Source organism: Allobosea sp. TBD101, assembly GCF_059817965.1.
This window is the reverse complement of record NZ_CM187543.1, coordinates 4487349-4512558: the sequence shown is the minus strand read 5'-3', so window position 1 is coordinate 4512558 and position 25210 is coordinate 4487349. Positions and strand designations below refer to the sequence as shown.

24 protein-coding genes and 1 tRNA gene are annotated in these 25210 nt (G+C 66.9%); 16 read left to right on the top strand and 9 right to left on the bottom strand.

Annotated elements, in window-relative coordinates; translation table 11 throughout:
• Positions 1 to 21 precede the first annotated feature (21 nt).
• Together AC6RIC_RS21975 and AC6RIC_RS21970 are read left to right on the top strand one after the other, a co-directional pair.
• Positions 22 to 309: a DUF1330 domain-containing protein gene (locus tag AC6RIC_RS21975; protein ID WP_499733910.1), complete on the top strand. Its 288-nt coding sequence runs from the start codon at positions 22 to 24 to the stop codon at positions 307 to 309.
• A 2-nt stretch (positions 310 to 311) separates the two neighbouring features.
• Positions 312 to 620 carry a DUF1330 domain-containing protein gene (locus AC6RIC_RS21970; RefSeq protein WP_061965366.1) on the top strand — a complete coding sequence of 103 codons (309 nt, stop codon included), beginning with the start codon at positions 312 to 314 and terminating at the stop codon, positions 618 to 620.
• Between the two features lie 155 nt (positions 621 to 775).
• On the opposite strand, the gene AC6RIC_RS21965 is transcribed toward AC6RIC_RS21970, so the two are convergent.
• Both AC6RIC_RS21965 and AC6RIC_RS21960 read right to left on the bottom strand, forming a co-directional pair.
• On the bottom strand, positions 776 to 1912 hold the full coding sequence (locus AC6RIC_RS21965; protein WP_499733909.1) for a helix-turn-helix transcriptional regulator: 1137 nt from the start codon (positions 1910 to 1912) through the stop codon (positions 776 to 778).
• Between the two features lie 120 nt (positions 1913 to 2032).
• Positions 2033 to 2974 carry a ribokinase gene (locus AC6RIC_RS21960; protein ID WP_454658135.1) on the bottom strand — a complete coding sequence of 314 codons (942 nt, stop codon included), beginning with the start codon at positions 2972 to 2974 and terminating at the stop codon, positions 2033 to 2035.
• A 61-nt stretch (positions 2975 to 3035) separates the two neighbouring features.
• On the opposite strand from AC6RIC_RS21960, the gene AC6RIC_RS21955 reads away from it, so the two are divergent.
• From AC6RIC_RS21955 to AC6RIC_RS21915, 9 genes are all read left to right on the top strand, one after another.
• A complete protein-coding gene (locus AC6RIC_RS21955) occupies positions 3036 to 3815 on the top strand; it encodes a GntR family transcriptional regulator (RefSeq protein WP_499733908.1) in 780 nt (259 codons plus the stop codon).
• A gap of 187 nt (positions 3816 to 4002) precedes the next feature.
• Positions 4003 to 4611 carry a helix-turn-helix transcriptional regulator gene (locus AC6RIC_RS21950; RefSeq protein ID WP_454658133.1) on the top strand — a complete coding sequence of 203 codons (609 nt, stop codon included), beginning with the start codon at positions 4003 to 4005 and terminating at the stop codon, positions 4609 to 4611.
• Positions 4612 to 4726: 115 nt separating this feature from the next.
• Positions 4727 to 5521 carry a bestrophin-like domain gene (locus AC6RIC_RS21945; RefSeq protein ID WP_454658132.1) on the top strand — a complete coding sequence of 265 codons (795 nt, stop codon included), beginning with the start codon at positions 4727 to 4729 and terminating at the stop codon, positions 5519 to 5521.
• Between the two features lie 135 nt (positions 5522 to 5656).
• A complete protein-coding gene (locus tag AC6RIC_RS21940; protein ID WP_499736644.1) occupies positions 5657 to 7213 on the top strand; it encodes an ABC transporter substrate-binding protein in 1557 nt (518 codons plus the stop codon).
• Between the two features lie 161 nt (positions 7214 to 7374).
• Positions 7375 to 8352, top strand: a complete 978-nt coding sequence (locus AC6RIC_RS21935) for an ABC transporter permease (RefSeq protein ID WP_499733907.1) — start codon at positions 7375 to 7377, stop codon at positions 8350 to 8352.
• Positions 8349 to 9185: an ABC transporter permease gene (locus AC6RIC_RS21930; RefSeq protein ID WP_454658130.1), complete on the top strand. Its 837-nt coding sequence runs from the start codon at positions 8349 to 8351 to the stop codon at positions 9183 to 9185. Before AC6RIC_RS21935 ends, AC6RIC_RS21930 begins: the two co-directional genes overlap by 4 nt.
• Entirely contained in the window at positions 9182 to 10789 is a 1608-nt protein-coding gene (locus tag AC6RIC_RS21925; RefSeq protein WP_499733906.1) for an ABC transporter ATP-binding protein, read from the top strand. The genes AC6RIC_RS21930 and AC6RIC_RS21925 overlap by 4 nt, the downstream gene beginning before the upstream one ends.
• Positions 10790 to 10920: 131 nt before the next feature.
• On the top strand, positions 10921 to 12210 hold the full coding sequence (locus AC6RIC_RS21920; protein ID WP_499733905.1) for an ArgE/DapE family deacylase: 1290 nt from the start codon (positions 10921 to 10923) through the stop codon (positions 12208 to 12210).
• Positions 12207 to 13091 carry a DMT family transporter gene (locus AC6RIC_RS21915; RefSeq protein WP_499733904.1) on the top strand — a complete coding sequence of 295 codons (885 nt, stop codon included), beginning with the start codon at positions 12207 to 12209 and terminating at the stop codon, positions 13089 to 13091. The genes AC6RIC_RS21920 and AC6RIC_RS21915 overlap by 4 nt, the downstream gene beginning before the upstream one ends.
• Before the next feature lie 6 nt (positions 13092 to 13097).
• On the opposite strand, the gene AC6RIC_RS21910 is transcribed toward AC6RIC_RS21915, so the two are convergent.
• Positions 13098 to 13955, bottom strand: coding sequence for a LysR family transcriptional regulator (locus tag AC6RIC_RS21910; protein WP_499733903.1), 858 nt, complete (start codon positions 13953 to 13955; stop codon positions 13098 to 13100).
• Positions 13956 to 14225: 270 nt separating this feature from the next.
• Between AC6RIC_RS21910 and AC6RIC_RS21905 the strand changes: the two genes are divergently transcribed.
• Genes AC6RIC_RS21905 through AC6RIC_RS21895 form a run of 3 tightly spaced genes read left to right on the top strand, consistent with a single transcriptional unit; the run spans position 14226 to position 16529 of the window.
• Positions 14226 to 14819 carry an ankyrin repeat domain-containing protein gene (locus tag AC6RIC_RS21905; protein ID WP_499733902.1) on the top strand — a complete coding sequence of 198 codons (594 nt, stop codon included), beginning with the start codon at positions 14226 to 14228 and terminating at the stop codon, positions 14817 to 14819.
• Positions 14820 to 14833: 14 nt separating this feature from the next.
• Entirely contained in the window at positions 14834 to 15307 is a 474-nt protein-coding gene (locus AC6RIC_RS21900; protein WP_499733901.1) for a nucleoside deaminase, read from the top strand.
• 4 nt (positions 15308 to 15311) lie between these two features.
• Positions 15312 to 16529, top strand: a complete 1218-nt coding sequence (locus AC6RIC_RS21895; RefSeq protein WP_499733900.1) for a cyanate transporter — start codon at positions 15312 to 15314, stop codon at positions 16527 to 16529.
• On the opposite strand, the gene AC6RIC_RS21890 is transcribed toward AC6RIC_RS21895, so the two are convergent.
• Positions 16508 to 16897 carry a RidA family protein gene (locus AC6RIC_RS21890; protein WP_499733899.1) on the bottom strand — a complete coding sequence of 130 codons (390 nt, stop codon included), beginning with the start codon at positions 16895 to 16897 and terminating at the stop codon, positions 16508 to 16510. The two genes, AC6RIC_RS21895 and AC6RIC_RS21890, sit on opposite strands and share 22 nt — an antisense overlap.
• A gap of 263 nt (positions 16898 to 17160) precedes the next feature.
• Between AC6RIC_RS21890 and AC6RIC_RS21885 the strand changes: the two genes are divergently transcribed.
• A complete protein-coding gene (locus AC6RIC_RS21885) occupies positions 17161 to 18285 on the top strand; it encodes a helix-turn-helix transcriptional regulator (protein ID WP_499733898.1) in 1125 nt (374 codons plus the stop codon).
• 345 nt (positions 18286 to 18630) lie between these two features.
• Here AC6RIC_RS21885 and AC6RIC_RS21880 read toward each other — a convergent pair.
• The 4 genes from AC6RIC_RS21880 to AC6RIC_RS21865 form a co-directional block, all read right to left on the bottom strand.
• Positions 18631 to 18705: transfer RNA gene (locus tag AC6RIC_RS21880), tRNA-Thr, on the bottom strand.
• Between the two features lie 111 nt (positions 18706 to 18816).
• Positions 18817 to 19479: a ligase-associated DNA damage response endonuclease PdeM gene (gene pdeM, locus AC6RIC_RS21875; protein WP_499736643.1), complete on the bottom strand. Its 663-nt coding sequence runs from the start codon at positions 19477 to 19479 to the stop codon at positions 18817 to 18819.
• Between the two features lie 53 nt (positions 19480 to 19532).
• Positions 19533 to 22037, bottom strand: a complete 2505-nt coding sequence (locus AC6RIC_RS21870; RefSeq protein WP_499733897.1) for a ligase-associated DNA damage response DEXH box helicase — start codon at positions 22035 to 22037, stop codon at positions 19533 to 19535.
• Between the two features lie 230 nt (positions 22038 to 22267).
• The gene (locus tag AC6RIC_RS21865) at positions 22268 to 23206 is read right to left on the bottom strand and encodes a class I SAM-dependent methyltransferase (RefSeq protein ID WP_499733896.1); all 939 of its coding nucleotides are present in this window, start codon (positions 23204 to 23206) and stop codon (positions 22268 to 22270) included.
• A gap of 137 nt (positions 23207 to 23343) precedes the next feature.
• Here AC6RIC_RS21865 and AC6RIC_RS21860 point away from each other — a divergent pair, with 137 nt between their 5' ends.
• Entirely contained in the window at positions 23344 to 24414 is a 1071-nt protein-coding gene (locus AC6RIC_RS21860) for a ligase-associated DNA damage response exonuclease (protein WP_499733895.1), read from the top strand.
• A gap of 7 nt (positions 24415 to 24421) precedes the next feature.
• On the opposite strand, the gene AC6RIC_RS21855 is transcribed toward AC6RIC_RS21860, so the two are convergent.
• Positions 24422 to 25192 (bottom strand): SGNH/GDSL hydrolase family protein, encoded by a 771-nt coding sequence (locus tag AC6RIC_RS21855; protein WP_499733894.1) that lies wholly within the window; start codon positions 25190 to 25192, stop codon positions 24422 to 24424.
• Positions 25193 to 25210 lie beyond the last annotated feature (18 nt).

Here is a 25210-nt window from a genome sequence, read left to right as displayed (position 1 = left end):
TTTCAGCCAACGGATAGCACCATGCCCAAGGGATATGTCATCGGCCGCGCCAAGGTCTCCGACGCGACTAAATGGGCGAGCTATGCCGCCAAGGCCTCCGAGGTCATCAAGCAGTATGGCGGTACGCCGGTCGTGCGCGGCGGCCAGATGACGGTCGGCGAGGGCGAAGGCCGCGCCCGCAACGTCGTGCTCGAGTTCAAGGATTTCGAGACGGCGCGAGCCTATCTCTTCTCCCCGGAATATGCCGAGGCTCGCAAGCTGCGCGAAGGTGCCGGCGAGATCGATCTCGTCGCTGTCGAAGGGCTCTGACCGTGGCCAAGGGCTACTGGATCGCGCGGGTCGACGTCGAGAACGCCGAGGCCTACGCCAAGTATCGTTCGCTCAACGCCGTGGCCTTCGCCAAATATGGGGCGAAGTTCCTGGTGCGTGGCGGCGAATACAAGCTCGCCCGCGGCGAGGGCCGCAAGCACAACGTCGTCATCGAGTTCAAGGACGAGGAGACGGCCCGCGCCTGCTATGCCTCGCCTGAATATCAGGAGGCGGTGAAGCATCTCAGCAGCGCCGGCCAGTCCGATCTGGTCATCATCGGCGGCTATGACGGCCCGCAGCCGGGCGAATAGGCCTTTAAAGGCTGGGGGCGTCTCCGTCATTTGGATGACGAAAGGCGCGCGAGAGTTCCCTTAGTCTCTCCTTCGTAGCCTGACGGAGGGGATATCGGGCGGCGAGCCGGGCGAGGCTCGCGAATGCGTCCCGATCCAGCCCCGATGTCGATGTCTCAGCGTGGGCGCAAGGGGAGCGCCGCGCTGCGCAGCAGTGAAACGAGCTGACTTTGCTGGCGCGTGTTCGTCTTCTGGAAGATGCGCGCCAGATGCGTGCGTGCGGTCGAGATCCGGACGCCCTGGGCTTCGGCCGCTTCCGCCAGGGATGATCCACTCGCGAGCGCGGAGGCGAATTTCGCCTCCGCATCGGTGAGATCGAAGAGCTGGCGCGCGCATGCAACGAGATTGGTCGCCGTTTCCAGCCGCCGCAGCGCGATCAGCACCTTGCCGGCCGCATGAGCCTGCGGGGAAGAGGGCGCTGGCATGGCGCAAGCTGAAAGCGAATGAGAGCCGTCCTCGCCATGCAGGATCATGCTGGCCCGCGCCGGGGCGAGCGGGTCTTGCGCGCTGCGCAGGGCGCCTTCGACCAGCAGCCTGAGCTGGCGCTGGTCGGCCGGCTGGCGCGCGAAGAGCCGACCCTGCCGCAGGCCCACCGCGCTGTCGGGATCGGACAGGATCTCGTCGGCACCTTCATTGGCATAGGCGATCCTCATGTCCTGATCGAGGATCGCGATGCCCATCGCGACGCGGTCGAGCGCTCCGCGGGCCTCATCCCGCTGGACGGTCACCCGGCCGATATGGCGCCGCAATTCGACGACGCGCCTGAGCACCGGATAGAGCTTTTCGAGCAGGGCGACCTCCTCGGCGTCGAAGCTCTCCTGCTGCCGGCCGCGCTGGACGTCGAAGAACCAGAAGGCCTCGCCGTTCTTGGCGAGGCGGCAGGCCATGCCGCCATACATGTCCTGCGGCCGCATCCATTCCTGCCAGACGCGCGTGCTGCGCAAGGCTTCCTCGCCGAACACCTCGTTGTCGCGATAGATCGCGCCGAGCGGGATATCGCGCAGGGCGCCGCCCATCTCGATGAAATCGGAGGCGAGGTCACCGAAGCAGCGCTCCTGCAGCGCGGCATCGGGATTGGTCGCATGGGACGCCCAGTCTTCCGGGCTCGGCCCGAAGCTGGCGAAGCAGGCTTTCGAACCGTTGAACAATTGCCGCATCGCCTCGGCCGCGGCCTGCATCTGCTCTTCGTCCATCGCGCCGGCCAGCAACTGGTCGATCACGGACATGACGGTATCGACGTCGAGGCGCGGCATGAGAAATCCCGGCTGGCCACGGAAGGCGCATGCGTGATGCGCCACTCCGAGGCTAGCAGCATGGGCTGCTCTGGAAAAGTCCAAAAACAATCCAAAGATTTTTATCGATTCCGGCTGACCTCATGCGCCGATCATCGCTTTGATGGCGGCAAGGCTCGGGAGTGCGTCGAAGACGCCGTTCCGGGTCGTGGTCAGGGCTCCGGCGATCGCGGCATCGCGCAGAGATTCAGGCAAGGAACGTCCCGTCGCCAGCCGGACGCCGAGCGTCGCAGCAAAGGCATCGCCGGCGCCGAGCGAATCCACGGTCTCGACGGCGAAGCCGTTCTGTTCGGTGACCTGACCCTGCGCTGTAACGGCGATCGCTCCGGCTGCGCCCCGCGTCATGACGATGAGCTCCGGCCCGCATGTCATCAGCCTCGACGCCAACTCCGCTGCAAAGCGCTGCGGCTCCGTCGCTCCGTCTGGCCCCAGGCCCAGCGAGAGCGCCAAGCTGCCGGCCTCGGTCTCGTTGACGATCAGGATCGAGGTCAGCGCCAGCATAGCCTCTGGGATATTCCGGAAGGGCGAGGGGTTGAGCAGGGTCGGGACACCGGCCTGCCGGGCCAGGGCGAAAGCCGCCTCGATAGGCTGATCGCCGATCTCGAACTGGGCCGTCACCAGCGCGGCACCGGCGATGGCTCGCGCCCGTTGCAGGACATGTTCAGCCGACAGGGCGAGATTGGCGCCGGGGGCGACGGCGACGCAGGTCTCGCCCGCAGCGTCGGTGAAGCCGATGCCGCTGCCGGTGTGGCCCGTGAGCCGGACCAGCATGGAAGCCGGCAGGCCGGCTCGTTCGAGCGCCGGCAGGGCGAAGGCGGCGGCAAGATCGTCGCCGACAGCGAGCAGCCCCTCCACGTCGGCGCCGAGGCGGCGCGCCATGATCGCCTGGTTCAGTCCCTTGCCGCCGGGCTCGATCGTCACGGTCTCGGCGGCCAGCGATTCTCCCGGTCGCGGGAAGCGGGCAACCTTCGCCGAGCAGGCGACGACGAAGCTTCCGAGCACGAAGATGGGCTTGCCGGTCACGGCAGTCTCCGAGGATTTGATTTTGCCGTTCACGAACTGCTACGCGGGTTGTGACACGCTCATGCAAGCCACGACAGTGCCTAAGCCTATCGCCAAGCCGCCCTTCCAGAACCTGCTGGAACTGCGCACCGACACCGCCAAGCCGCTCTATCAGCAGCTCGAGGACCAACTGTCTCAACTGATCGGCGACGGCACCTTGCCGGCGGGCACGACCCTGCCGGCGGAGCGCCAGCTTGCCGAGCGCCTGAGCATCAGCCGCGCCACCGTGCAGCGGTCCTACAACGCCTTGCGCGAGCGGAAGTTGTTGAGTGCGCAGGGGCGCCTCGGCTCGATCGTGCAGGGCGCGGGGCCGCGCCTGCATTCAGGCATGGATCGGCTCAAGAGCTTCACCCAGGAGATGCAGGAACTCGGCCGGGTGCCCTCGTCGCGGATCGTCGAGCGGTCCGTGGTGAATGATCGTTCGATCGCCTCGATCTTCGGCCTCTCCTCGCATGCGCGCTTCCTCAAGCTGGTTCGCATCCGTTCGGGCGACGATATCCCGATGTCGCGCGAGGTCGCCTGGTACAATCTGGAGCGCGCGCCCGAGCTGGCCGAGGGTGACCTCTCGGGCTCGGTCTATGCCCGGCTCGCCGCACTCGGCCTGCCGCTGACGCGCTGCGACCAGACCATCGAGGCGGCGGCCCCGACCGAGGAGGAATGGGCCATCTTCGGCTTCGACCGCCCGGTGCCTTGCCTGCTGATCAAGCGGCGCAGCTATGGTGCCGACGGCGACATGCTCGAATATGTCGAGGGCCTGTTCCGCGGCGATACCTATACCTACAAGCTGACGCTGACCGTCTGACATCCTGCGGTAGAGACGGCCGCTTCGGGCTTCCCATTTAGATATCCAATAACAGCCCAAAGCCGGCGGGCTTTGAACCTCCCCGCGATCTGCTGCGACCAAGAGGAACGGAGCCGCATCCGGCAAGTCCAGGGTTTCCCGGACGAGGTCGCGCGGCGATCCGGGGATTGCAGGGATGGATATTGCGATGTCGCTTCATGTCTCGATTGTCGGCAGGACGAGCTACACCCCGTTTCCGCCGCGCCATGACATGGCCGCCGATGCCTTCGGGAAGGCATCCAGGCCGGTTTTCGTCATCGATGCCGAACTGAACCAGCGCTTCGGCAATCGCGGCGCGGAGGAGCTTGCCCGCGACGGGCTCGGCGGCCTCGACCGCTTCACCGCCTATGACAAGGGTTTCATGGCGCGCTTGCAGGTCTGGCTGAAGCGCTGCCGCTCCGGCAGTGCGGCCGGCGAGACGCGGCTGCCTCTGGTGCTGCGCAACGGCCGGCAGATCGCGGTCGATGCCGTCCATCTGACGAGCATCGAATTGTTCGTCCTGACGGTCGATGATCCCGAGAGCGCTATCGATCGCAATGTCGCCCGGGTCAGCGAAGCCTGCGGCCTGACGCCGACCGAGGAGCGCATGCTGGCTCTCATGGTCGAAGGGCTCGACACGATCATCGCCGCCAAGCGGCTGGGTATCGCGCCGACCACGGCCCGCACCCATCTCCAGCGCCTCTTCGCCAAGACCGGGACGGCCCGGCAGAGCGAGCTCGTCCGCTTCGTCGCGACCTATGTCGAGGAACTCCGCTGAAATGTGAGTGTCGGTGGCTGCACATCGCCGCCGCACATGTTGACAGGGCCTGCGATCGCACGCCCATCTGGGCCGATCTGCGCAAGCACCGCATCCGCCCGGAACGATCGCGACCATGGCCGAGACGCTGGCAGCCTTCATCTTCTGTGCGCTGTTGAGCGGCAGTGCGATCTTCGGCGTCAAGCTGCGCGGCTGGCTGTCCGAGGAGCATCTCTCCGAGCGGACCCTTGAAGCCATCCGGCTGGTGACGAGCCTGCTCGTCACATTCGCCGCCCTGGTGCTCAGCTTGCAGCTCTCCAGCGTCAAAGGCGCATTCGATCAGGCCTATCGCGACCGCAATGCCGATGCGGCCGGGCTGGCTCAGCTCGATGAATGCCTGCGCGGCTACGGGCCCGAGGCTGACCCGATCCGGCTCGACCTGCGCAGTTATACCGCAGGCGTGATCGCCAGCACCTGGCCGCTGGAGCCGAAGCCCGAAGGCGTCTCCTACCCCGATACCACAGGCATGGCCCGCGAAGGCGCCGATCCCTCGCTCGGTGCCCTGATCTCGCGCATCGGCCGGGGGATCAACGGCCTGACTCCGACCGATGCCCTCCATGTCAATGTCGCGACTGAGTGCCGGGCGAGCTATCAACGGGTGCAGCAGCGGCGCTGGGCCGTCATCGAGGACGTTCGCGGCCCTATCTCGCCGCTGTTCACGAGCATCCTGACCTTCTGGCTGATGCTGGTCTTCCTGAGCTTCGGCCTGCAGATCCCGCGCAAGCGCCTCGCCGCGATCGTGCTCGCGATCGGCATCGTCTCGATCTCGACCGTGATGTTCGTGATCACCGATCTCGAGACGCATTACGGCGGCCTGTTCGGCATTTCCAGCGCCTCGATGCGGGACGCGCTGGCGAGCATGATGCACTGACGCGGCCGGGCAGTTGGCGCGGCGCTTGCCAAGAGACGCGTGATCGGGTGCGATGGCATCCGACGGTCCGAACAGGCCCGATTCAAACGATACGATCTCGATACGAGACGGGGGAACGAGCAGATGGTGCGTGGGATGACGGGATTGCGGTTGAGTCTGGCGCTGGCTGCGTCGGTTCTGGTGTTGGGCGCCGCGCAGGCCCAGGAGCCGAAGAAGGGCGGGACGGTCCATGTCGTCGTCCAGCCCGAGCCGCCGATGCTGATGCAGGGCCTCAACCAGAACGGCCCGACCAACATGGTCGCCGGCAATATCTACGAGTCGCTGCTGCGCTATAACGAGAAACTCGAGCCGCAGCCCTCGCTCGCCAAGAGCTGGGAGATCTCGCCGGACGCGAAGACCTACACCTTCAAGCTCCAGGAAGGCGTGAAATGGCATGACGGCAAGCCGTTCACGGCCGATGATGTCGTCTTCACCCTCGACAAGTTCCTGCGCGACGTCCATCCGCGCTGGCGCCCGATCGTCAACGCCCAGGTCGAGAAGATCGAGAAGGTCGACGACCTCACCGTGAAGATCACGCTGAAGCAGCCCTTCGGCCCGATGGTCATGACGCAGGAGGTCGCCTCCGCGCCGATGATCCCGAAGCACATCTATGACGGCACGGATTACCGCGCGAACCCCGCCAACAACACGCCGATCGGCACCGGCCCCTTCAAGCTCAAGGAGTGGAAGAAGGGCTCCTATATCCACCTCGTCAAGAACGAGGACTACTGGCTGAAGGGCAAGCCGAACCTCGACGAGATCTACTGGCAGATCATTCCCGATGCAGCCGCCCGCGCCGTTGCCTACGAGACGGGCAAGGTCGACGTGCTGACCGGCGGCTCGGTCGATGTCTACGACGTCGCGCGCCTGTCGAAGCTGCCCAATACCTGCATGACGACCAAGGGCTGGGAGATGTTCGCCCCCCATGCCTGGCTCACGCCCAACGTGCGCAACGGTATCCTCGGCAACAAGCAGTTCCGCCAGGGGCTGATGTACGCGATCGACCGCGAATTCGGGAAGGACGTGGTCTGGGGCGGCCTCGGCAAGCTGCCGACCGGGCCGATTTCGTCCAAGACCAAGTTCTATTCGGGCGACGTGCCGAAATACAGCTATGACCCCGCAAAGGCGAAGGAGCTGATCAAGGCTTCCGGCTACAAGGGCGAGACGATCAGGCTCCTGAACCTGCCCTATGGCGAGACCTGGAGCCGCTGGTCCGAGGCGATCAAGCAGAACCTCGAGGATGTCGGCGTCAAAGTGCAGATCGAGAACACCGACGTGCCCGGCTGGACGCAGAAGGCGTCGAACTGGGATTTCGACCTGAACTTCAACTTCCTCTACCAGCTCGGCGACCCCGCCATGGGCGTGGCGCGCTCCTACATCTCCTCCAACATCGCCAAGGGCAATCCCTTCGCCAATGTCGGCGGCTACTCCAACCCCGAGGTCGACAAGCTCTTCGCCGATGCGGCGATCGCGCCGACCGACAAGGAGCGCCAGGAGCTCTACACCAAGGTGCAGAAGGTCCTGGCTGACGAACTGCCGGTGCTCTGGCTGCTGGAGATGGACTTCCCGACCATCTACCGCTGCAACGTCAAGAACCTCGTCACCACCGGCGTCGGTGTGAACGACGGCTTCCGCGACGCCTGGAAGGAGTAAAGGCCCGAAGGGACGCGTCATCCCGGACACCGCGAAGCGGCGATCCGGGATCGTATCGGGGTTGGCTCCTGGGTCGCCCCATCCGACGACGGTCCCGCGTCTGCGCTGCGGCACTTCGCGCCGCAGTGCGTGCGGGATGACAGGCTTCACGAAAGTCCTGAATGAACCTCGCGCAATTCCTCGCCGGTCGGCTCGTGAAGGGCGTCATCGTCCTCTTCGCCATCGCCGTGCTGAACTTCCTGCTGATCCGTGCCGCGCCCGGCGATCCCGCCCAGGTGCTTGCCGGCGAGGCGGGTGCCGCCGATGCGCAGTTGCTCGAACAACTGCGCGCGCGCTTCGGTCTCGATCAGCCCTTCCTGACCCAGCTCTGGATCTATTTGAAGGGCTATCTCACCTTCGATCTCGGCTTCAGCTACCGCCAGCAACAGCCGGTGCTGAACCTGATCATGGAGCGCCTGCCGGCGACACTGCTGCTGACGGGCGCTGCCTTCGTCGTCTCGCTCGTCGTCGGCACGGCGATGGGTGCGCTCGCCGCCCGCCGGGCCGGAAAATGGTCCGACAGCCTGATCACCACGCTGGCGCTGGCCTTCTACGCCACGCCGCTGTTCTGGATCGCGCTGATGAGCCAGATCGTCTTCGCGCTGAAGCTCGGGTTCGTGCCCAATGTCGGCTACGAGACCATCGGAGCGAACTATACCGGCCTCGCCCGCGCGCTCGATATCGGCCAGCATCTCATCCTGCCTTCGCTCACGCTCGGCCTGTTCTTCACCGCGCTCTATGCCCGGATGATGCGCGCTTCGATGCTGGAGGTGGCGGGTGCCGATTTCGTCAAGACGGCGCGCGCCAAGGGCGTGTCGCAGCCTCGCGTCTGGCGTCGCCATGTCGCGCGCAATGCCATCCTGCCGGTGGTGACGCTGGCTGGCTTGCAGGCAGGCCAGCTCGTCGGCGGCGCTGTCCTCACGGAGACCGTCTTCGCCTGGCCGGGCATCGGTCGGCTGATGTTCGATGCGCTGGTCCAGCGCGATTATTCCGTCCTGCTTGGCGTCTTCTTCGTCTCCTCGGCGATGGTCGTCTGCTTCAACATCGCGACCGATCTGGTCTACCGGATCGTCGATCCGCGCATCGAGGCAAACGCATGAACTTCCTCAAGCGCTTCGCCCGCAATCGCGGCGCCGTCATCGGCATCCTCATCCTGCTCGCCGTCATCGCCTTCGCGATCCTGGCGCCGACGCTCTATCCGCAATCGCCCTGGCGTCCGGTGGCCCGGCCTTTCCTGGCGCCCTTCGTCAACGAACGCTTCCCGCTTGGCACCGACACGCTCGGCCGCAATCTTGCCTCGGGCCTCGTCCATGGCGCCCGCGTCTCGCTGATGATCGGCGTGGTCTCGACGCTGGTCGCGCTGGTGATCGGCGTGCCGCTCGGCGCGGTCGCCGGCTATGCCGGTGGCTTCGTCGATGACGCGCTGATGCGCTTCACCGAGTTCTTCCAGACCATTCCCTCCTTCGCGCTCGCGATCGTGCTGGTTGCGATCCTGCAGCCGCAGCTCGGCTCGATCGTCCTCGCGATCGGCGTGGTCAGTTGGCCACCGGTTGCGCGATTGGTGCGAGGGGAGGTGCTCTCGTTGCGAAGTCGCGAATATGTCCAGGCGGCCGTCACCATCGGCCAGTCGACGCCGCGGATCATCTTCAGCCAGGTCCTGCCCAACACCATCGCTCCGATCATCGTCATGGGCTCGCTGATGATCGGCTCGGCGATCCTGCTGGAATCCTCGCTCTCCTTCCTGGGTCTCGGCGATCCCAACCTGATGAGCTGGGGCTATATGGTCGGAGCCGGCCGCACGCGCCTGCTCGACGCCTGGTGGATCAGCTTCTTCCCCGGTTTCGCGATCTTCCTGACAGTGCTCGCGCTCAACCTCGCCGGAGAGGGGCTGAACGATGCCTTGAACCCGCGTCTCGCACGGGGGCGCGAATGACCGCGCCCGCGCTCTCCATCGAAGGCCTGACGCTGGCCCTGCCGGCGATGGCCGACCGGCCGAACGCCGTCGAGAACGTCTCGCTCGCCATCCAGACGGGCGAGACGCTCTGCGTCGTTGGCGAATCCGGTTCCGGCAAGTCGATGATCGCCCATGCCGTGATGGGCCTGCTGCCCAAGGCGGTGAAGCCGGTTGCCGGCCAGGTCAAACTCGCGGGCCGCGACCTTCTCGCGCTCGACGAACAGGCGATGCAGGACGTCCGCGGCCGCGAGGTCGGCATGATCTTCCAGGAGCCGATGACCTCGCTCAACCCGGTCATGCGCATCTCCGACCAGATCGTCGAGACCTTCGAGGCCCATGGCCTGCACGACAGGGCGACGCGCCGGGCCCGCGCCATCGATCTCCTGACCGAGGTCGGCCTGCCCGATCCGCCACGCCTCGCCAAGGCCTATCCGCATGAGCTGTCCGGCGGCCAGCGCCAGCGCGTGATGATCGCGATGGCGCTCGCCTTGGAGCCGAAGCTCCTGATCGCCGACGAGCCGACGACCGCGCTCGACGTGACCACCCAGGCGCAGATCCTCAAGCTCATCGACAACCTGCGCCATCGCCACGGCACGGCCGTGCTCTTCATCACCCATGACATGGGCGTGGTCGCCGAGATCGCCGACCGCATCGCCGTGCTGGAGAAGGGCGTGCTGGTCGAGGAGGGCACGGCCGATCAGGTGCTCGGCTCGCCCAGCCATCCCTATACCCAGAAGCTGCTCGCCGCCGTGCCCTCGCTGACGCCGGCCGTGCTGCCGCCGTTGCCGGATACCGCGCCGGTGATCAGCGTCGAGGGGCTCGGCAAGACCTATCGCAAGCGCTCGCTCTTCGGCGTCGCGCGCGAGGTCAAGGCGGCCGACGACATCTCCTTCGCGCTCGTCCGTGGCGAGACGCTCGGCCTCGTCGGAGAATCTGGCTCGGGTAAGTCGACGGTAGGGCGCTGCTGCCTGCGCCTGATCGAGCCGGATCGCGGCCGGATCGCGCTCGGCGATCTCGTCCTCTCCGAACTGAAGCCGGCCGAACTGCGCCGCCAGCGCAAGCGCATCCAGATGGTCTTCCAGGATCCCTTCGCCTCGCTCAACCCGCGCCAGACCGTCGGCCGCATCATCTCGGATGGCCCGGTCGCCCATGGCACCCCGCGCAAGGAAGCGCTGGCGCGGGCGAAGGAGCTGCTGGAGCTTGTCGGCCTTTCCGCCAATGCCATCGACCGCTACCCGCATGAATTCTCGGGCGGCCAGCGCCAGCGCGTCGGCATCGCGAGGGCGCTCGCGCTCGAACCGGATGTGCTCGTCGCGGACGAGGCGGTCTCGGCGCTCGATGTTTCCGTGCAGGCGCAGATTCTGAAGCTGATCAAGGACATCCAGAGTCGGCTCGGCCTCGCCATCCTCTTCGTCACGCATGACCTGCGCGTCGCCGCGCAGATTTGCGACCGCATCGCCGTGATGCAGCGCGGCCGCATCGTCGAGACCGGGCCGACGGCGGCGATCTTCGCCGACCCGCAGCACGCGTATACGCGGCAGCTGCTGGCGGCGGTGCCGGGCGGCGGGCGCTTCGGGCAGTAATAGGGCAGCGCTCCGCGTCATGGTCGGGCTTGTCCCGACCATCCACGTCTTTCCCTTCATCCATGTCGTAAGGCGTGGATGCTCGGCACAAGGCCGAGCATGACGGATTTGGCCTAAAGGAGACCCGCCCCATGCCTCTCGATCCCGCCTTGCGTGACAAGATCCTCGCCGCCGTCGAGGCGGGCTTCGACGAGCAGGTCGCCTATACACAGGAGCTGGTCCGCTTCGCCTCGACCCGTGGGCAGGAGCATACGGTCCAGGATTTTATCTTCCGGGCTATGAAGCAGCGCGGCTTCACCATGGACCGCTTCGCCATGGACAGGGAGCTGATCGCGGCCCATCCCGGCGGCGCGCCCTTCTCCGACACGCATTCCGAAGCCCCGATCGTCGTCGGCATCCATCGCCCCCGCGAGGAGAAGGGCCGCTCGCTGATCCTGCAGGCCCATGTCGACGTCGTTCCGGCCGGCCCCGCCGATCAATGGAAGCGCGCGCCGTTCGACCCTGTCATCGAGGGCGACTGGATGTATGGCCGCGGCAGCGCCGACATGAAGGCCGGTGCCGCCGCCAATCTCTTCTGCCTCGATGCGCTGCGTCGCATCGGCATGCAGCCGGCGGCGACGGTCTATGTCGAATCCGTCGTCGAGGAGGAATCGACCGGCAACGGCGCGCTGATGACGCATCTGCGCGGCTATCGCGCCGAGGCCGCGCTGATCCCGGAGCCGGAATACGAGATGCTGGCCCGCGCCAATGCCGGCGTGCTCTGGTTCCAGTTCGAGGTGCGCGGCATCCCCGCCCATGTCCGCGAGATGGGCACCGGCGCCAACGCGATCGATGCCGCCTATCGCGTCGTGGCGGCTTTGCGCAAGCTTGAGGAGCAGTTCAATCTCGAGAAGGCCGGCCGCGAGCATTTCGAGGACGATCCGCACCCGATCAACCTGAACATCGGCAAGATCGAGGGCGGCGACTGGGCCTCCTCGGTGCCCTGCTGGTGCCGGGTCGACTGCCGCGTCGGGCTCTATCCCGGCATCACCGCCAAGGAGACGGCGCAGCGTATCGAGGATTGCATCCGCGAGGCCGCGCGTAGCGATTCCTTCCTGGCGAACAATCCGCCGAAGGTGACCTTCAACGGCTTCTGGGCCGAGGGCTATGTGCTGGAACCCGGCAGCGAGGCCGAGGCCGTGCTCGCCCGCGCCCATGAAGCCGCGCTCGGCAAGCCGCTGAAGAGCTTCATGACGGCCGCCTATCTCGATACCCGCGTCCACGCGCTCTACGACAAGATCCCGGCGCTCTGCTACGGCCCGATGGGCGAGAACATCCACGCCTTCGACGAGCGCGTCAGCCTGGCTTCGGTGAAGCGCATCACCGGGGCCATGGCGCTCTTCGTCGCTGAATGGTGCGGGCTCGAAAGCATCGAGGGGTGAGCGAGGGCAAGCCGGGCAGGGCGCTGCTGCTCGTTCCCCTGCTCGGGCTGCTCTGGGGCTTCAACTGGCCGGCGGTGCGGATCTCGCTGACCGAGATCGCGCCCTGGACCCTGCGCGCTGCCGGCATGAGCTTCGCCGGACTGGTGCTTGTCGGGATCGCGTTGGCACGCGGCGTCCCGCTTGCGGTGCCGCGCGCGCAATGGCTGCGGCTGATCGTCGCCGGCTTCCTCTCGATCGCCGCCTTCAACGTGCTGCTCGCCTTCGCGCAGCTCGCTGCGCCGACCTCGCGCGCGGCGATCCTGACCTTCACCATGCCGATCTGGGCGACGCTGCTCGCCCGCTTCGTGTTGGGCGAGGTTTTCGACGGCCGGCGCCTCGCCGGGCTCGCGCTCGGCATCTCCGGTCTCGTCTGCCTCGGCCTGCCGTTGATCCTCGCCGGGCAGCTTTCCTTCGGCCTGACGCTGGCGCTGCTTGCGGCGGTGAGCTGGGCATTCGGTACGATCGTGACCAAGCGCTGGCCGGTCTCGGCCCCGGCGCTGACCATAGCCGCCTGGCAATTGCTGATCGGCGGCCTCGTCGCAGGCATCGGCATGCTGGTCTTCGAGGGGCTGCCAGTGCCGAAGCTCCTGTCGCCGCGCGTGCTGACGGCGCTGAGCTTCCACATCATCGGCGCGCAGGCGCTCGCCTATTTCCTCTGGTTCACGGTCGTGGCGCGCCTGCCGGCGGGAATAGCCAGTCTCGGCACGCTGATGGTGCCTGCGATCGGCGTGCTCGGCTCGGTGCTGCTGCTCGGCGAGCGGCCGACGCCGACCGATTGGCTGGGCCTCTGCCTCGTGATCGCCGCTTCCGGCGCGATCCTGATCCCGGCCCGTCGCGCCTGACGCGGCTCAGTTCGGCGCGGGGATGCTGTAGCGCTGGGCCAGCACCGCGCTCATCGCGGCGACGAGTTCGGCGATGAGCCCGCCTTTCTCCCAGGAATAGATCGAGACGACCATCGCCGGCTCTGCGCCGAAGGCCGTATAGGGCCTGACCTGGCGGCCGATCGTGGTGCCGACGGGCAGGAGCGAGAGCCCGAGCCCGGCCTCGACCGCCACGATGACGTTATAGAGATTGCTGCTCGACAGGGCGATGTACCAGCGATGCCGCTCGCGCTCGATCCGCTCGAACATGGCGTCGCGATAAAGCCCGCCGGGTGGGAAGGTGACAAGCGGCAGCGGCTCGGGCCAGCTCTCCGGCGCCTCGGCGCTCTCGAACCAGGCCATCGCCTCGGGATAGCTGGCGCGGTGGTCGGCGCTTGCGGAGGGCTCCTTGACGATGACGATGTCGAATTCGCCGGCCCGGTAGCGTCGCGTCAACTCGCGGCTCAAGCCCGCGACCACGTCGAGGCGGACTTCGCGATGCTGCCGCGTGAAGCCGGCGAAGACCTGGGCCATGTTGCCGGTCACGATATCGTCGGGCACGCCGATGCGGATAGAGGCTGTACCGGCGGAATCGCCGAGCATTGTCTCCGCCTCCTGCTGCAGCGTCAGGATGCGCCGGGCATAGCCGAGCAGGCGCTCGCCCGAGGCTGTGGCGCGGACCGGGCGGGCGACGCGATCGATCAAGCCGCGCCCGACCGCTTCCTCCAGCCGCGCGAGCTGCTGGCTGATGGTCGATTGCGTCATGTTGAGACGCTCGGCCGCCTGGGTGAAGCTGCCGGTATCGGCGATGGCGACGAAGGAGCGGAGCAGGCGGGGATCGAGCATCGGCGGCCGGTGCCGTTGGTCTGGAGCAGGGATGCTGATCATATTCGCAGGGCCACTGGACGATATCCAGATATTTAATTTTCAGATGGACACCGAGACCTTTATTCAGGGACCAAGGCAAGCTTGCCTTGCCTGATCGACGGGGTGCCGCCGCGCCGGCCGATGCCGCCCGCGCGTCCCAAGGAGACGGAATTGACTCGATTTTCGCCGATCCTTGCCTTCGTTCTTCTCCTACTGGCCTTCGGCCCGCAGACAGCCTTCGGACAAGCCATGACCGACACCAGATTGCATGCCGCCGCCGCCAAGGATGATGTCGCCACGATCAAGCGGCTCCTCGTCGAGGGCGTCGCCGTCGACGGCCGCGACAGCCGGGCTCAGACCGCCCTCCTGGTCGCGACCCACGAGAACCGCGTCAATGCCGCCCGCGCCCTGATCGAGGCCGGCGCCGACGTCAACGCCAAGGACGGGATGAACGACAGCCCCTATCTCTATGCCGGGGCGCGCGGTCACCTCGCCATCCTCAAGCTGACGCTCGAACACGGCGCCGACCTGAAGAGTACCAATCGCTATGGCGGCACGGCGCTGATCCCGGCCTGCGAGCGCGGCCATGTCGAGACGGTCCGCACGCTGATCGCGGCTGGCGTCAAGGTCGATCACGTCAACAATCTCGGCTGGACCGGCCTGCTGGAGGCGATCATCCTCAGCGATGGCGGCGAGAAGCATCAGCAGATCGTCAAGGACCTGCTCGCGGCGGGCGCCGATGTGAACCTCGCCGATCGCGACGGCGTGACCCCGCTCCAGCATGCCCGCAGCCGCGGCCAGACGAAGATGCAGCAGATTCTGCAGGCTGCCGGCGGCCGTTGAACGGGGTGACGATCATGAGCCAGGCACAGCGTTTCCTTTGTGAGGCCATCGAGCTCGCTCAAACCAACATGGAGCACGGTGGCCGGCCTTTCGGCGCCGTGGTCGTCAAGGACAGCGAGGTCGTTGCGACCGGCGTCAACGAGATCGTCACGACCAACGACCCGACCGCCCATGCCGAGATGACGGCCTTGCGCGCGGCGAGCCGCAAGCTCGCTTCACCGAACCTCGCCGGCTGCGCGGTCTATGCCAGCGGCCATCCCTGCCCGATGTGCATGGCGGCGATGCGGCTCTCCGGCGTCAGCGAGGTCTATTACGCCTATTCCAACGATGACGGCGCCCCCTTCGGCCTGTCGACGGCGGCGATCTATGCCGATCTGGCGAAACCGTTCGCCGAGCAGTCGATGAAGATCGCTTATGTGCCGGTTCGCCTCGAATCCGGGCCCGATCTCTATGCCGAGTGGAAGCGACGCCAGCCTAAGTCGGCTTGAGCCTATGACACCTGAACGACCCGGCGCTTCGCGCGTGTTGCTGCTTGCGGCTGTGGTGCTGGTCGGCCTGAACCTGCGCCCGTTCCTGACCGGCATTGGCCCGCTCGCGGCGGAAATCCAGGCCGCGACGGGCTTGGGTTTTGGCAGCCTCTCGCTGTTCACGCTGGTGCCGATGCTGCTGATGGGCGTGTGCGCGTTCGCCGGGCCGTGGCTCCAGCGTGTGCTCGGCGCAAGGATGGCCGTGGTCGGCGCGCTCTGCGTCCTTTGCGCAGCCGCGGCTCTGCGGCTGGTCACGACGAGTGGCGAGGGGCTGATCGCGACGGCCGCCTTGTGCGGGCTTGGTGTTGCGGTGGTGCAGTCGGTCTTTCCCGGCATCGTCAAGGCCGAGTTTCCCGGTCGGGTCGCGGTGGTGATGGGGCTCTACTCGGCGATGCTGATGGGCGGCGGCGCCCTGGGCGCGCAGCTCTCGCCGGTGATCGCCGAACGTTTCGGGAGCTGGCATCTCGGCCTCGGCTGGATCGCGTTGCCGGCCGCCCTGGCGGCGCTGGTCTCGGCTGTGGCTCTGCCTTCAGGACGTGCGGGGCAGCGCGGCGGGCTGTCGACGTTTGCTCTGTTGCGCCGTCCGCGCAGCTGGCTCCTGATGGTCTGTTTCGGACTGGTGAATGGCGGCTATGCCTCGGTGGTCGCCTGGCTTGCGCCTGCCTATCAGGCGATGGGCTGGTCGGGGGCGCAGAGTGGCGGTTTGCTGGCTGTAATGGCCGCAAGCCAGGCCGTGGCGGCGCTCGGTATTCCCGCATTGGCGGCGCGCAATCCCGACCGCCGCTTCTGGATCTGGCTCGCGCTGGCTTGTCAGATCGCCGGCTTTGCCGGCTTGGCGTGGTGGCCGCTCGCGGCGCCGACCGGCTGGGCGGTGGCGATCGGTGTCGGGCTTGGCGCCGGCTTCGCGTTGTTCCTGATCGTGGCGCTCGACCATATCGACAATCCCGCCAATGCCGGCGCCTTGTCGGCGCTGATGCAGGGCGGCGGCTTCCTGATCTCCGCCATTCCGCCGGGGATCGTCGCGCTGCTGCGCGATGCCGGCGGCAGCTTCACCGCCGGCTGGCTGATGCATCTGACCTGCGCGGTGCTGGCCGGTTTGATGGCGCTGCGTTTCGCACCGCGCGGCTATGCCCGCGCGATGCGGCTGGCGCCGGAGGCCGATCAGGCCTTGTCGCCGAGATAGGCGGTCGCGTCGATCTCGACGATGCAGTTCGGAGAACCGAGTCCGTTGACGATGCAGGAGACGCGATGCGGCGTCGCCTCGGCGAAATTGGCGAAATAGACCTCGTTCATCGGCTCCCAATAGGCGCGGTCGGTGACGTAGACCGTGCACTTCACGACATCGTCGAGGCTGCCGCCGGCCTCTTCGAGCAGCGCCTTGATATTGTCGATGCATTGCTGGGTCTGGGCGCGGGGATCGCCGACGGCGAGCTTGCCGTCCTTGTCGGTCCCGACGCAGCAGACGAACATGAAGCCGCCGGCGACCGTCGCCTGGGCAAAGGGCAGGCGGCCCTTGTGGATGCGGTCCGAGGTGATGATGCGCTTGGGCATGGTAGGCTCCGTCAACGGGCGGTCACCCTAGCGGCCGGGCGCGCCCGGCGGAATGCGGCGTTCGGGAAACGGTGTAAGTCTCGTTGTTGCACCCGTACCCTGTCGTCACCGCAAGATTCCGCAATCTCTCTTCTCTCATGCGCTTAAATGACTAATCTGGAGGCGGGCCGGGCTGATCAACCATGGCAAGGTCACCACTGCCGAGGGCTTGGGACGCATCGGGAATGGGATGGGTATCGCTGGACGCCTATGACGAGGACCGCGTGTCGGTCATCAGCCGGAAGCTGGCGGCGGCTATCGATGCCGCGACATTCGGCGAGGGATCATGGGGCGAGGTGCCGGCGATCCTGAGCGAGGCCTTCCCCGGTTCCTGGGGTGGGCTCGCCAATGTGAGCTTCCCCGAAAACCGTCTTAACTTCCTGTCGCTCCAGAATATGGAACCGGCCTTCATGGCCGCCTACGCGGAGCATTTCGCATACGTCAATCCTTGGAATGCGTATTGGGGGCGCATCAAGGGAACCACGATTGCGGCCTCGGAGGAGGTCTCCCCGGCGCAGAACTTCATCAAGACCGAGTTTTACAACGATTGGCTGCTTCCCCAGAACCGCGCGGTGGCGGCCGCCGCCATGAAGCTCGTCGGCGAGAGCGGCGAGGTCGTGAACCTCCTTGTGCATTACCCTCTCTCGAAATCCGGCGTCTACGACAGGGCGGCGGTGAAGGTCCTGGCCGGTATCCGCGGCAATCTCGATCGTTCGCTCAATCTGGCCCGCCTCCTGCGCGCGGATCTGGAAACGGCGGTCGCCGAAGCGGCCCTTGTGGAACGCAGCCGCTGCGCGGCCTTCATCGTCGATGGCGACCGTTGCCTGCGCGAGGCAAACCGGCTTGCGGAACGTCTCTTCGCTTCGGGGCATGGCGTGACTGTTCGACATGGCCGCTGCCATCTTGCGGATGCGGCTGCGGATGCCCGCTTCGCGATGGCTCTGGGGAAGCTGTCCCGAGGAGAGCCGACGCCGATCTCGCGGATCGGTTTCCGCACCGCGGCCGGTGCATGGCAGGTATCGCTTGCCACGTTGCCGATCGCGCAGCCGCCCGGGCGATCGCGTCTTGCCTTGCTTCCGCTCCGGCGCATGGTCCTGGTGCTGGCCGTCGATCTCGGCTCAAGGGCATCGAACGCCGGCAGCCTCGAGGCGCTCGGCGGAGGCTTCGGCCTGACGCAGTCGGAGATCGCCTTCTGCAAGCGCCTGCTGCTGGGCGAAACGATCGCCGAGGCGGCAGAGAAGCTGGGCATTACCCAGGGAACCGCCCGGACGCGCTTGAAGGCGATCTTCCAGAAGACCGGCACGTCGCGGCAAGCGGAGCTGATGCTGCTGCTGGTCAGTATGAGCTGATCGGGCAGGGTGCGCTGGAGCTTCGATTTCCTCCCCGACACGACCAGCGGTGATCGTGGCTGCAAGGGGCTCGCCATCGTCGATCGTGGACGCCGGCCGACCAGTCATTGGCCGGTGCCAGGCAACTCGTCTCAGCACAGAGCGAACTCGTCTCTTTAACTTAACCGCCAAGCTATTTGGAAAATCCAGCATCGGCCTTCAGAGACAAAGGCCCTGATGGCCGCACGCTCAGCCGCTCGACGCCCCTCCAATGGGGCTTTCTGCGGGTGGGATAAACGACAAGCCGCGCCAATTGCGCACCAATTTCGTCGTCGCTGGAAATTCGCGGGTTGTCCGGGAGATGGCTGGTGCTGCGAGAGAGGATTGAACTCTCGACCTCTCCATTACCAATGGAGTGCTCTACCACTGAGCTACCGCAGCAGGTCCGGCAGCCGATGCGTTCGCGGTTGCTCTGAGGCGGTTGCGGGCGCTGGCGTCGTTCCGAAGCGGCGCCCTGATGCCACAACCTTGTGACGGACGCAACCCGCTCGATCAATCCGGCAACAATAACCGTGGATCGATCCGGAAGAGCCGGCCGTCGCCAAGCAGATGGGCGCTCAATCCTTCGCGGAACAACGGCCGGAAAGCGGCGTCGCGCAGGTTGAGGCCGCCGGCATAAGCACCCATCGCCGGCATCACACAGCGCTGCGCCGACAAGGCGAAACAGCGCCGCCGGATCGCTCGCCCGCGCATCCTGACCTTGGCGGCCGGATGCAGATGCCCGGCGATTTCGTAGCCGCCCTCGCAAGCGGCAGGCTCGTGGCGCAAGGTCACGTTGGCAATCACGATCTCCGCCATGCTCTCGCCACCCATGGCGCGGCTGATCGCCGGGTCATGATTGCCGGTGATCCAGACCCAGTCGCGGCCCTGCTGCATCGCAGTGAGTCCGGCCCGCATCTCCGGCGCGAGACGGTTTTCCGCATCGCGGTCATGAAAGGAATCGCCCAGCGCGATTACGCGGGCCGGCTGGTGGCGCCGGATCGCGGCGGCAAGCGCCGCAAGCGTCGCGGTCGAATCATAGGGCGGCAACATCACGCCGCGCGCCGCATAGGCCGAGCCTTTCTCCAGATGCAGGTCCGCGACGACGAGCGTGCGTTCCTCCGGCAGCCAGAGCGCGGCGGAGAGATCGGGCACGAGCGCGAGCCGGCCCAGCATGAAGGCCTCGCCCGTCTCCCCAGGCCCTTTGGCCGGCACTGCGGCTGCAACCGTCACGCCATCGCCTCTTCCGTCAACATCGCCTCTGCTTCTGCCAGGATCTCGTCCGCCGCTTCGCCGAAGACTGCCTCGCGCCCGATCTCGAGCATCACGGAGACGCCGAGCGGCGAGACATGGTCGAGCGGCTGATGCACGATTCGGCCGCTGATCCGTGTCAGCATCTCACCAAGTCGGCGAATGTCGAGCAGGCCCGTCGCCGCATCGGCCCGCGCCGCCTTGAGCAGGATATGGTCGGGCTCGTGCCGGCGCAGCACATCGTAGACGAGGTCGGTCGAGATCGTCACCTGTCGGCCGCTCTTCTCCTGGCCGGGGAAGCGGCGCTCGATCAGCCCGCCGATGATGGCGCAGGAGCGGAAGGTGCGCTTCATCAGCGCCGATTCCGCCATCCAGTCCTCGAGATCGTCGCCGAGCATGTCCTGCGCGAACAAGTCGTCGAGATTGAGTGCGCCGCGGGCGATCGCGGCCGTCATGTCGCCGAGCGTCCAGCAAGCCATGCCGTAATCGTTGCAGACGAAGCCGAGCGGGCGCATCCGGGCGCGCTCCAGGCGTCGCGTCAGCAGCATGCCCAGCGTCTGATGCGCGAGGCGGCCCTCGAAGGGGTAGGCGGCGAGATAGAAGCGCCCGCCGCGTGGAAAGGTCTCGACCAGGAGCTCACCGGGCTGCGGCAGACGCGATATCCGCTTCTGCGCGTGCAGCCAGGCGGAGACTTCCTCCGGAAGCGTATGCCAGAGGCTGGGCGAGGCCAGGATGGCGCGGACGCGGGCGGCGAGGAAGGTGGAGAGCGGGAACTTGCCGCCGTCATAGGACGGGATCTTCGGATCGGTGCCGGCGGCGGCGCGCGAGCAGACCGCCTCGTTCTCGACGATGCCCTCGAAGCGCAGCACCTCGCCGGCGAAGATGAAGGTGTCGCCCGACACCATCGTCTCGGCGAAATACTCCTCGATCTCGCCGAGCACGCGCCCGCCGCGCGTAATCATGCCGGCAACCTTTGGCGTTGAAGAACTGCCGGGCTTTCCGGCCCGCGCCCGGCCGAGCCGCACCTTCAGCATCGTCGCCTCGACGATGGTGCCGACATTCATGCGGTATTGCTGGATGACGCGCGCGTTGCTCGCCCGCCACAGCCCGGCCTTGTCCTGCCGAAGCTTGGCGAAGCGCTCATAGCTCTTCAGCGCATAGCCGCCGGTCGCGACGAAATTGACGACGGCGTCGAAATCCGCGCGGGTGAGATCGGCGTAAGGCGAGGCGGTCCGAATCTCCTCATAGAGCGCATCGGCCTGAAACCCGTCGGAGCAGGCGACGCCGAGGACATGCTGGGCGAGGACATCGAGCGCGCCGATGCGTGGCGGCGGCGTGTCCTGCGCGGCCTCGTGGACGGCTTCGAGCGCGGCGCGGCACTCCAGCAGCTCGAACCGGTTGGAGGGCACCAGCAGCGCCTCCGAGGGCTCGTCCATGCGGTGGTTGGAGCGGCCGATGCGCTGGATCAGCCGGCTCGCCCCCTTGGGCGCGCCGAGATTGACGACGAGATCGACATCGCCCCAGTCGATGCCGAGATCGAGTGTCGCGGTGCAGACCACGGCCTTGAGCCGGCCATCGGCCATCGCCGCCTCGACCTTGCGGCGCTGCTGGGCATCGAGCGAGCCGTGATGCAGCGCGATCGGCAGGTTGTCGTCATTGAGGTCCCACAAGGCCTGGAACGCGAATTCCGCCTGCATGCGCGTGTTGACGAAGACCAGCGTCAGTTTGTGCGTGCGGATGGCCTCATAGACTTCGGCCATCGCATGCCGCGTTGTGTGGCCGGCGATCGGCAGGCGGCGCTCGGTGTCGAGAATGCCGATGCGCGGCTTGGCCCCGCCTGCGACGGTGACGAGTCCCGCCGGTGTCCCGGCGCCGCCGAGATAGCGTTGCAGGTCGGCCGGCTCACGCACCGTGGCGGAGAGCCCAACGGCCGAGACCTGCGGCGCCAGCGCCTTCAGTCGCGCGAGACCGAGCGCCAGCAGGTCGCCGCGCTTGGAGGTCACCAGCGCATGCAGTTCGTCGAGCACGATGCGGCGCAAGGATGAGAAGAACGGCGCTGCATCGCGATGCGAGACCAGCAGCGCGAGCTGCTCCGGCGTCGTCAGCAGGATATCGGGCGGGCGCTGGATCTGGCGCGTGCGCTTGGCGGCGGAGGTATCGCCGGTACGCGTCTCGATCGTGATGGGCAGTCCCATCTCGCGTACGGGCGCTTCGAGATTGCGGGCGATATCGACGGCGAGCGCCTTCAGCGGCGAGATATAAAGGGTGTGTAACCCGTCATGCCGGCCCTTGCGCTCGGCCAGCTCGACCAGCGAGGGCAGGAAGCCGGCGAGTGTCTTGCCGGCGCCGGTCGGTGCGACCAGCAGCGTCGAGCGTCCGGCGCGGGCCTCCTCCAGCAGCGCGAGCTGATGCGGCCGCACGCTCCAGCCGCGACCAGCGAACCAGGCCTCGAAGGCAGGAGGGAGCGGGGAGGGGGCGGCCATGCCGGCCGAAGATAGGGGGAGACGGGGGAGAACGAAAGGGGAATAAAGCCATCGCTTCAATTGGTCGCCTCAAAGTGTCAGCGTGTGGCTGTCACCATGCATCCAAAGGCGCAGTCGCAGCGTATACACTGCGAGGTGTGGCCCCGCCTCAACGCCGCATCTGGGGCTGGCCCGGTCGCGACCCCCCCTTGCGGCCGGGTCTTATTTTTCGTTGCCGAGGCGGATGGTTTTCACCGCTTCTCCGCCACGACCAGCAGCCCCGGCACGGGGGCGCCCCGATCCTGCCGCGTACTGGCGGGCTCGACGAGTACGGGGGTGAGCCCGGCTTCGACCAGCCGCTCCCTCAGCCAGCCCTCCGCATGTGCGAACCGCCTGTCTTCTCCGACCACCACGCCTTCGGCGTCATGGCTCTGCACCGTGAAGGCCAGCAGCCCATCCGGCTCCAGCACGCGCGCGCTCTGGGCGAAGCAGGGGGCGAGATCGCCGAGATAGACGAAGACATCGGCCGCGACGACGAGATCGGCGGAAGCGTCCGGCCGGCTGGCGAGGAAGCTCGTCAGGCCGGCAACCGCAAGCTTGTCGTAGAGCGGCGTGCCGTCCGGCGCCATCTTGGCCCGGGCCCGCTCGATCATGCGCGGCGAGAGATCGCAGCCGGCGATGAAGCCGCTCTGCTCGTGGATCGCCTCGCCCATCAATCCGGTGCCGCAGCCGAGATCGTAGACGATGTCGAACCGGAAGGGCCGGCCGGCGTTGCTGCAGCAGCGGACGAGAGCCTCCTTCAGCAGGTCGGGCGCGTTGTAATGCAGGGTTTTTGTGAGATGGCTGTCGAAGCGGTCGGCATAGGCGTCGAACAGCGCGCCGGAGAAGTTCTCCGAGGTTGCCTGCTCGGCCGGCAAGGCGCCGATGCGGGCAAGGTCGAGCCGCGCGCCGAAATGGTCGTTGGGGTCGAGGTCGAGGCATTGCCGCCAGGCGGTTGCCGCATCCTCCCTGTGGCCGAGCGCTTCCTGCGCCAGCCCGTAGAGGTGCCAGGCGGCTGTGAAGTGGTAGGCTTGCGCCACGGTTTGGTCGAGGATGTCTACCGCGGCTTGTGGATCGCCATCTTCCAGCGCGGCTTTGGCTCGGCCGTAACGGCGGTCGAGCACCGGGTCGCCGGAGCTGGCAAAATGCATGGGCGAATCCTCGGATGTGGGGGAGGCGGGTCTAGAGCAACGCAACGCGAAGCTAAATCCGCCTTTCGAAGCAGTCCAATGCCGATTTCGGGTGGCGGGCGGCCATGCGCCCGCATCGCAACGCTGCACGGAGGAACATGACGCTGGCCAGACAAGGCGCGCGCTGGCGCCCCTCCGAACTGCTGCTGCCGACGCCGGCCGGGCTTTATTGCCCGCCCGCCGACATCCATATCGACCCGGTCCGGCCCGTGGCGCGAGCGCTGATCACGCATGGCCATTCCGACCATGCCCGCGCTGGCCATGGCGCCGTGCTGGCGACGCGGGAGACGCTGGCGATCATGGCGCTGCGCTACGGCGAGGGCTTTGCGGGCTCGCAGCAGGTCGCGGTGCCCGGCGAAGCGACCCGCATTGGCGAGGTCGATTTCACCTTCGTGCCGGCTGGTCATGTTCTCGGCTCCGCCCAGATTGCGGTCGAAAGCCGGGGCCTGCGCATCGTCGCCTCCGGCGACTACAAGCGCGAGCGCGACCCGACCTGCGCCGGTTTCGAGCCGGTGCTGTGTGACGTCTTCATCACCGAGGCGACCTTCGGCCTGCCGGTCTTCCGCCATCCGTCTGCGGCAGCAGAAGTGGCCAAGCTCGTCGAATCCGTCAGGCTCTTCCCGGAGCGAGCCCATATCGTCGGCGCCTATTCGCTGGGCAAGGCGCAGCGCGTCATGGCTCTGATCCGCGAGGCCGGCTACAACAGGCCGATCTACATCCATGGCGCCGTCGAGAAGATCACGGCCTTCTACGAAGCCGAGGGCATTCCGCTCGGCGAGATCAGGCTGGTTGCCGACACCGACCGCAAGACGCTGGGCGGCGAGATCGTCATCTGCCCGCCGAGCGCGACGCAGGATCTGTGGGCGCGCCGCTTTCCCGATCCGGTCACGGCCTTCGCCTCGGGCTGGATGCGGATCAGGGCACGGGCTCGCCAGAAGGGCGTCGAGCTGCCGCTCGTCATCTCCGACCATGCCGATTGGGACGATCTGCTGGCGACGATCAAGGAGGTCCAGGCCGGCGAGATCTGGGTGACCCATGGCGAGGCCGATGCGCTCGTCCATTGGTGCGGCACGGCGGGCCTCAAGGCCAGGCCGCTGCATCTCGTCGGCTATGGCGACGAGGGCGAGGCCGATCCCGTAGGGGAGGCGGCCGATGTGGCTTCTGTCTAGGCTCCGGTCAGCGCGAGGCGGCGACGACCGGGCGCGACGGCGCGGCCATGCCGAGCATGGCATTGGCCATGTCGCGGGCGAGGCAGTCATAACCGGCATCGCTCATGTGGAAGCCATCGGTCCAGAGCGCGGCCTTGAAGGCCTCGGCATCGTTGCGGTGCCATTCGCGCATCGCGTCGTAGCGGCCGAAGACCGGCACGGCCTCGCGACGGGCGACTTCGCCGACCGCTTCGACATATTGGCCGTAGCGCTGCGGATCGTGCACGGCGGGGAAGAACTGCGGGTCGAGGATGGTCAGCGCCGGGCCGGCCTCGCGGACGAGCGAAATGCCTTCGCCGATCATCGCCTTGAAGGCGTCGAGATCGCCGCCTCGGACGGCGTCGTTGGTGCCGACCTGCCAGATCACGAGGTCGTAGGGACGCGCGGCCATCGCAGCCTTCATGCGCGCGAGCGTCTGCGGCGCGGTCTCGCCGCCGATGCCGGCATTGACGATCTCGACCTGCGACTTCGGCCAGGACTTGGCGAGCAGGGCCTGCAGGCGGGCGGGATAGGTCTTGTCCTTGGCGCTGGCACCGACGCCTTCGGTCGAGGACGAGCCGATGGCGAGGATCGTCAGGGCCTTGCCCTGCGAGACCTTGGCGGAGAGCGGCGCAAGCGCAGCGTTCGAGCGCACGATCGGCGTCTCGCGGCAGGAGAAGCTCGCCGCTTGCGCGGGGGCTCCGACCGACACCATTGCAGCGATGACAGGCAAGGCAAGGAACCGCATCGCGGCACGCATCGGCGTCTCTCTCCCAGC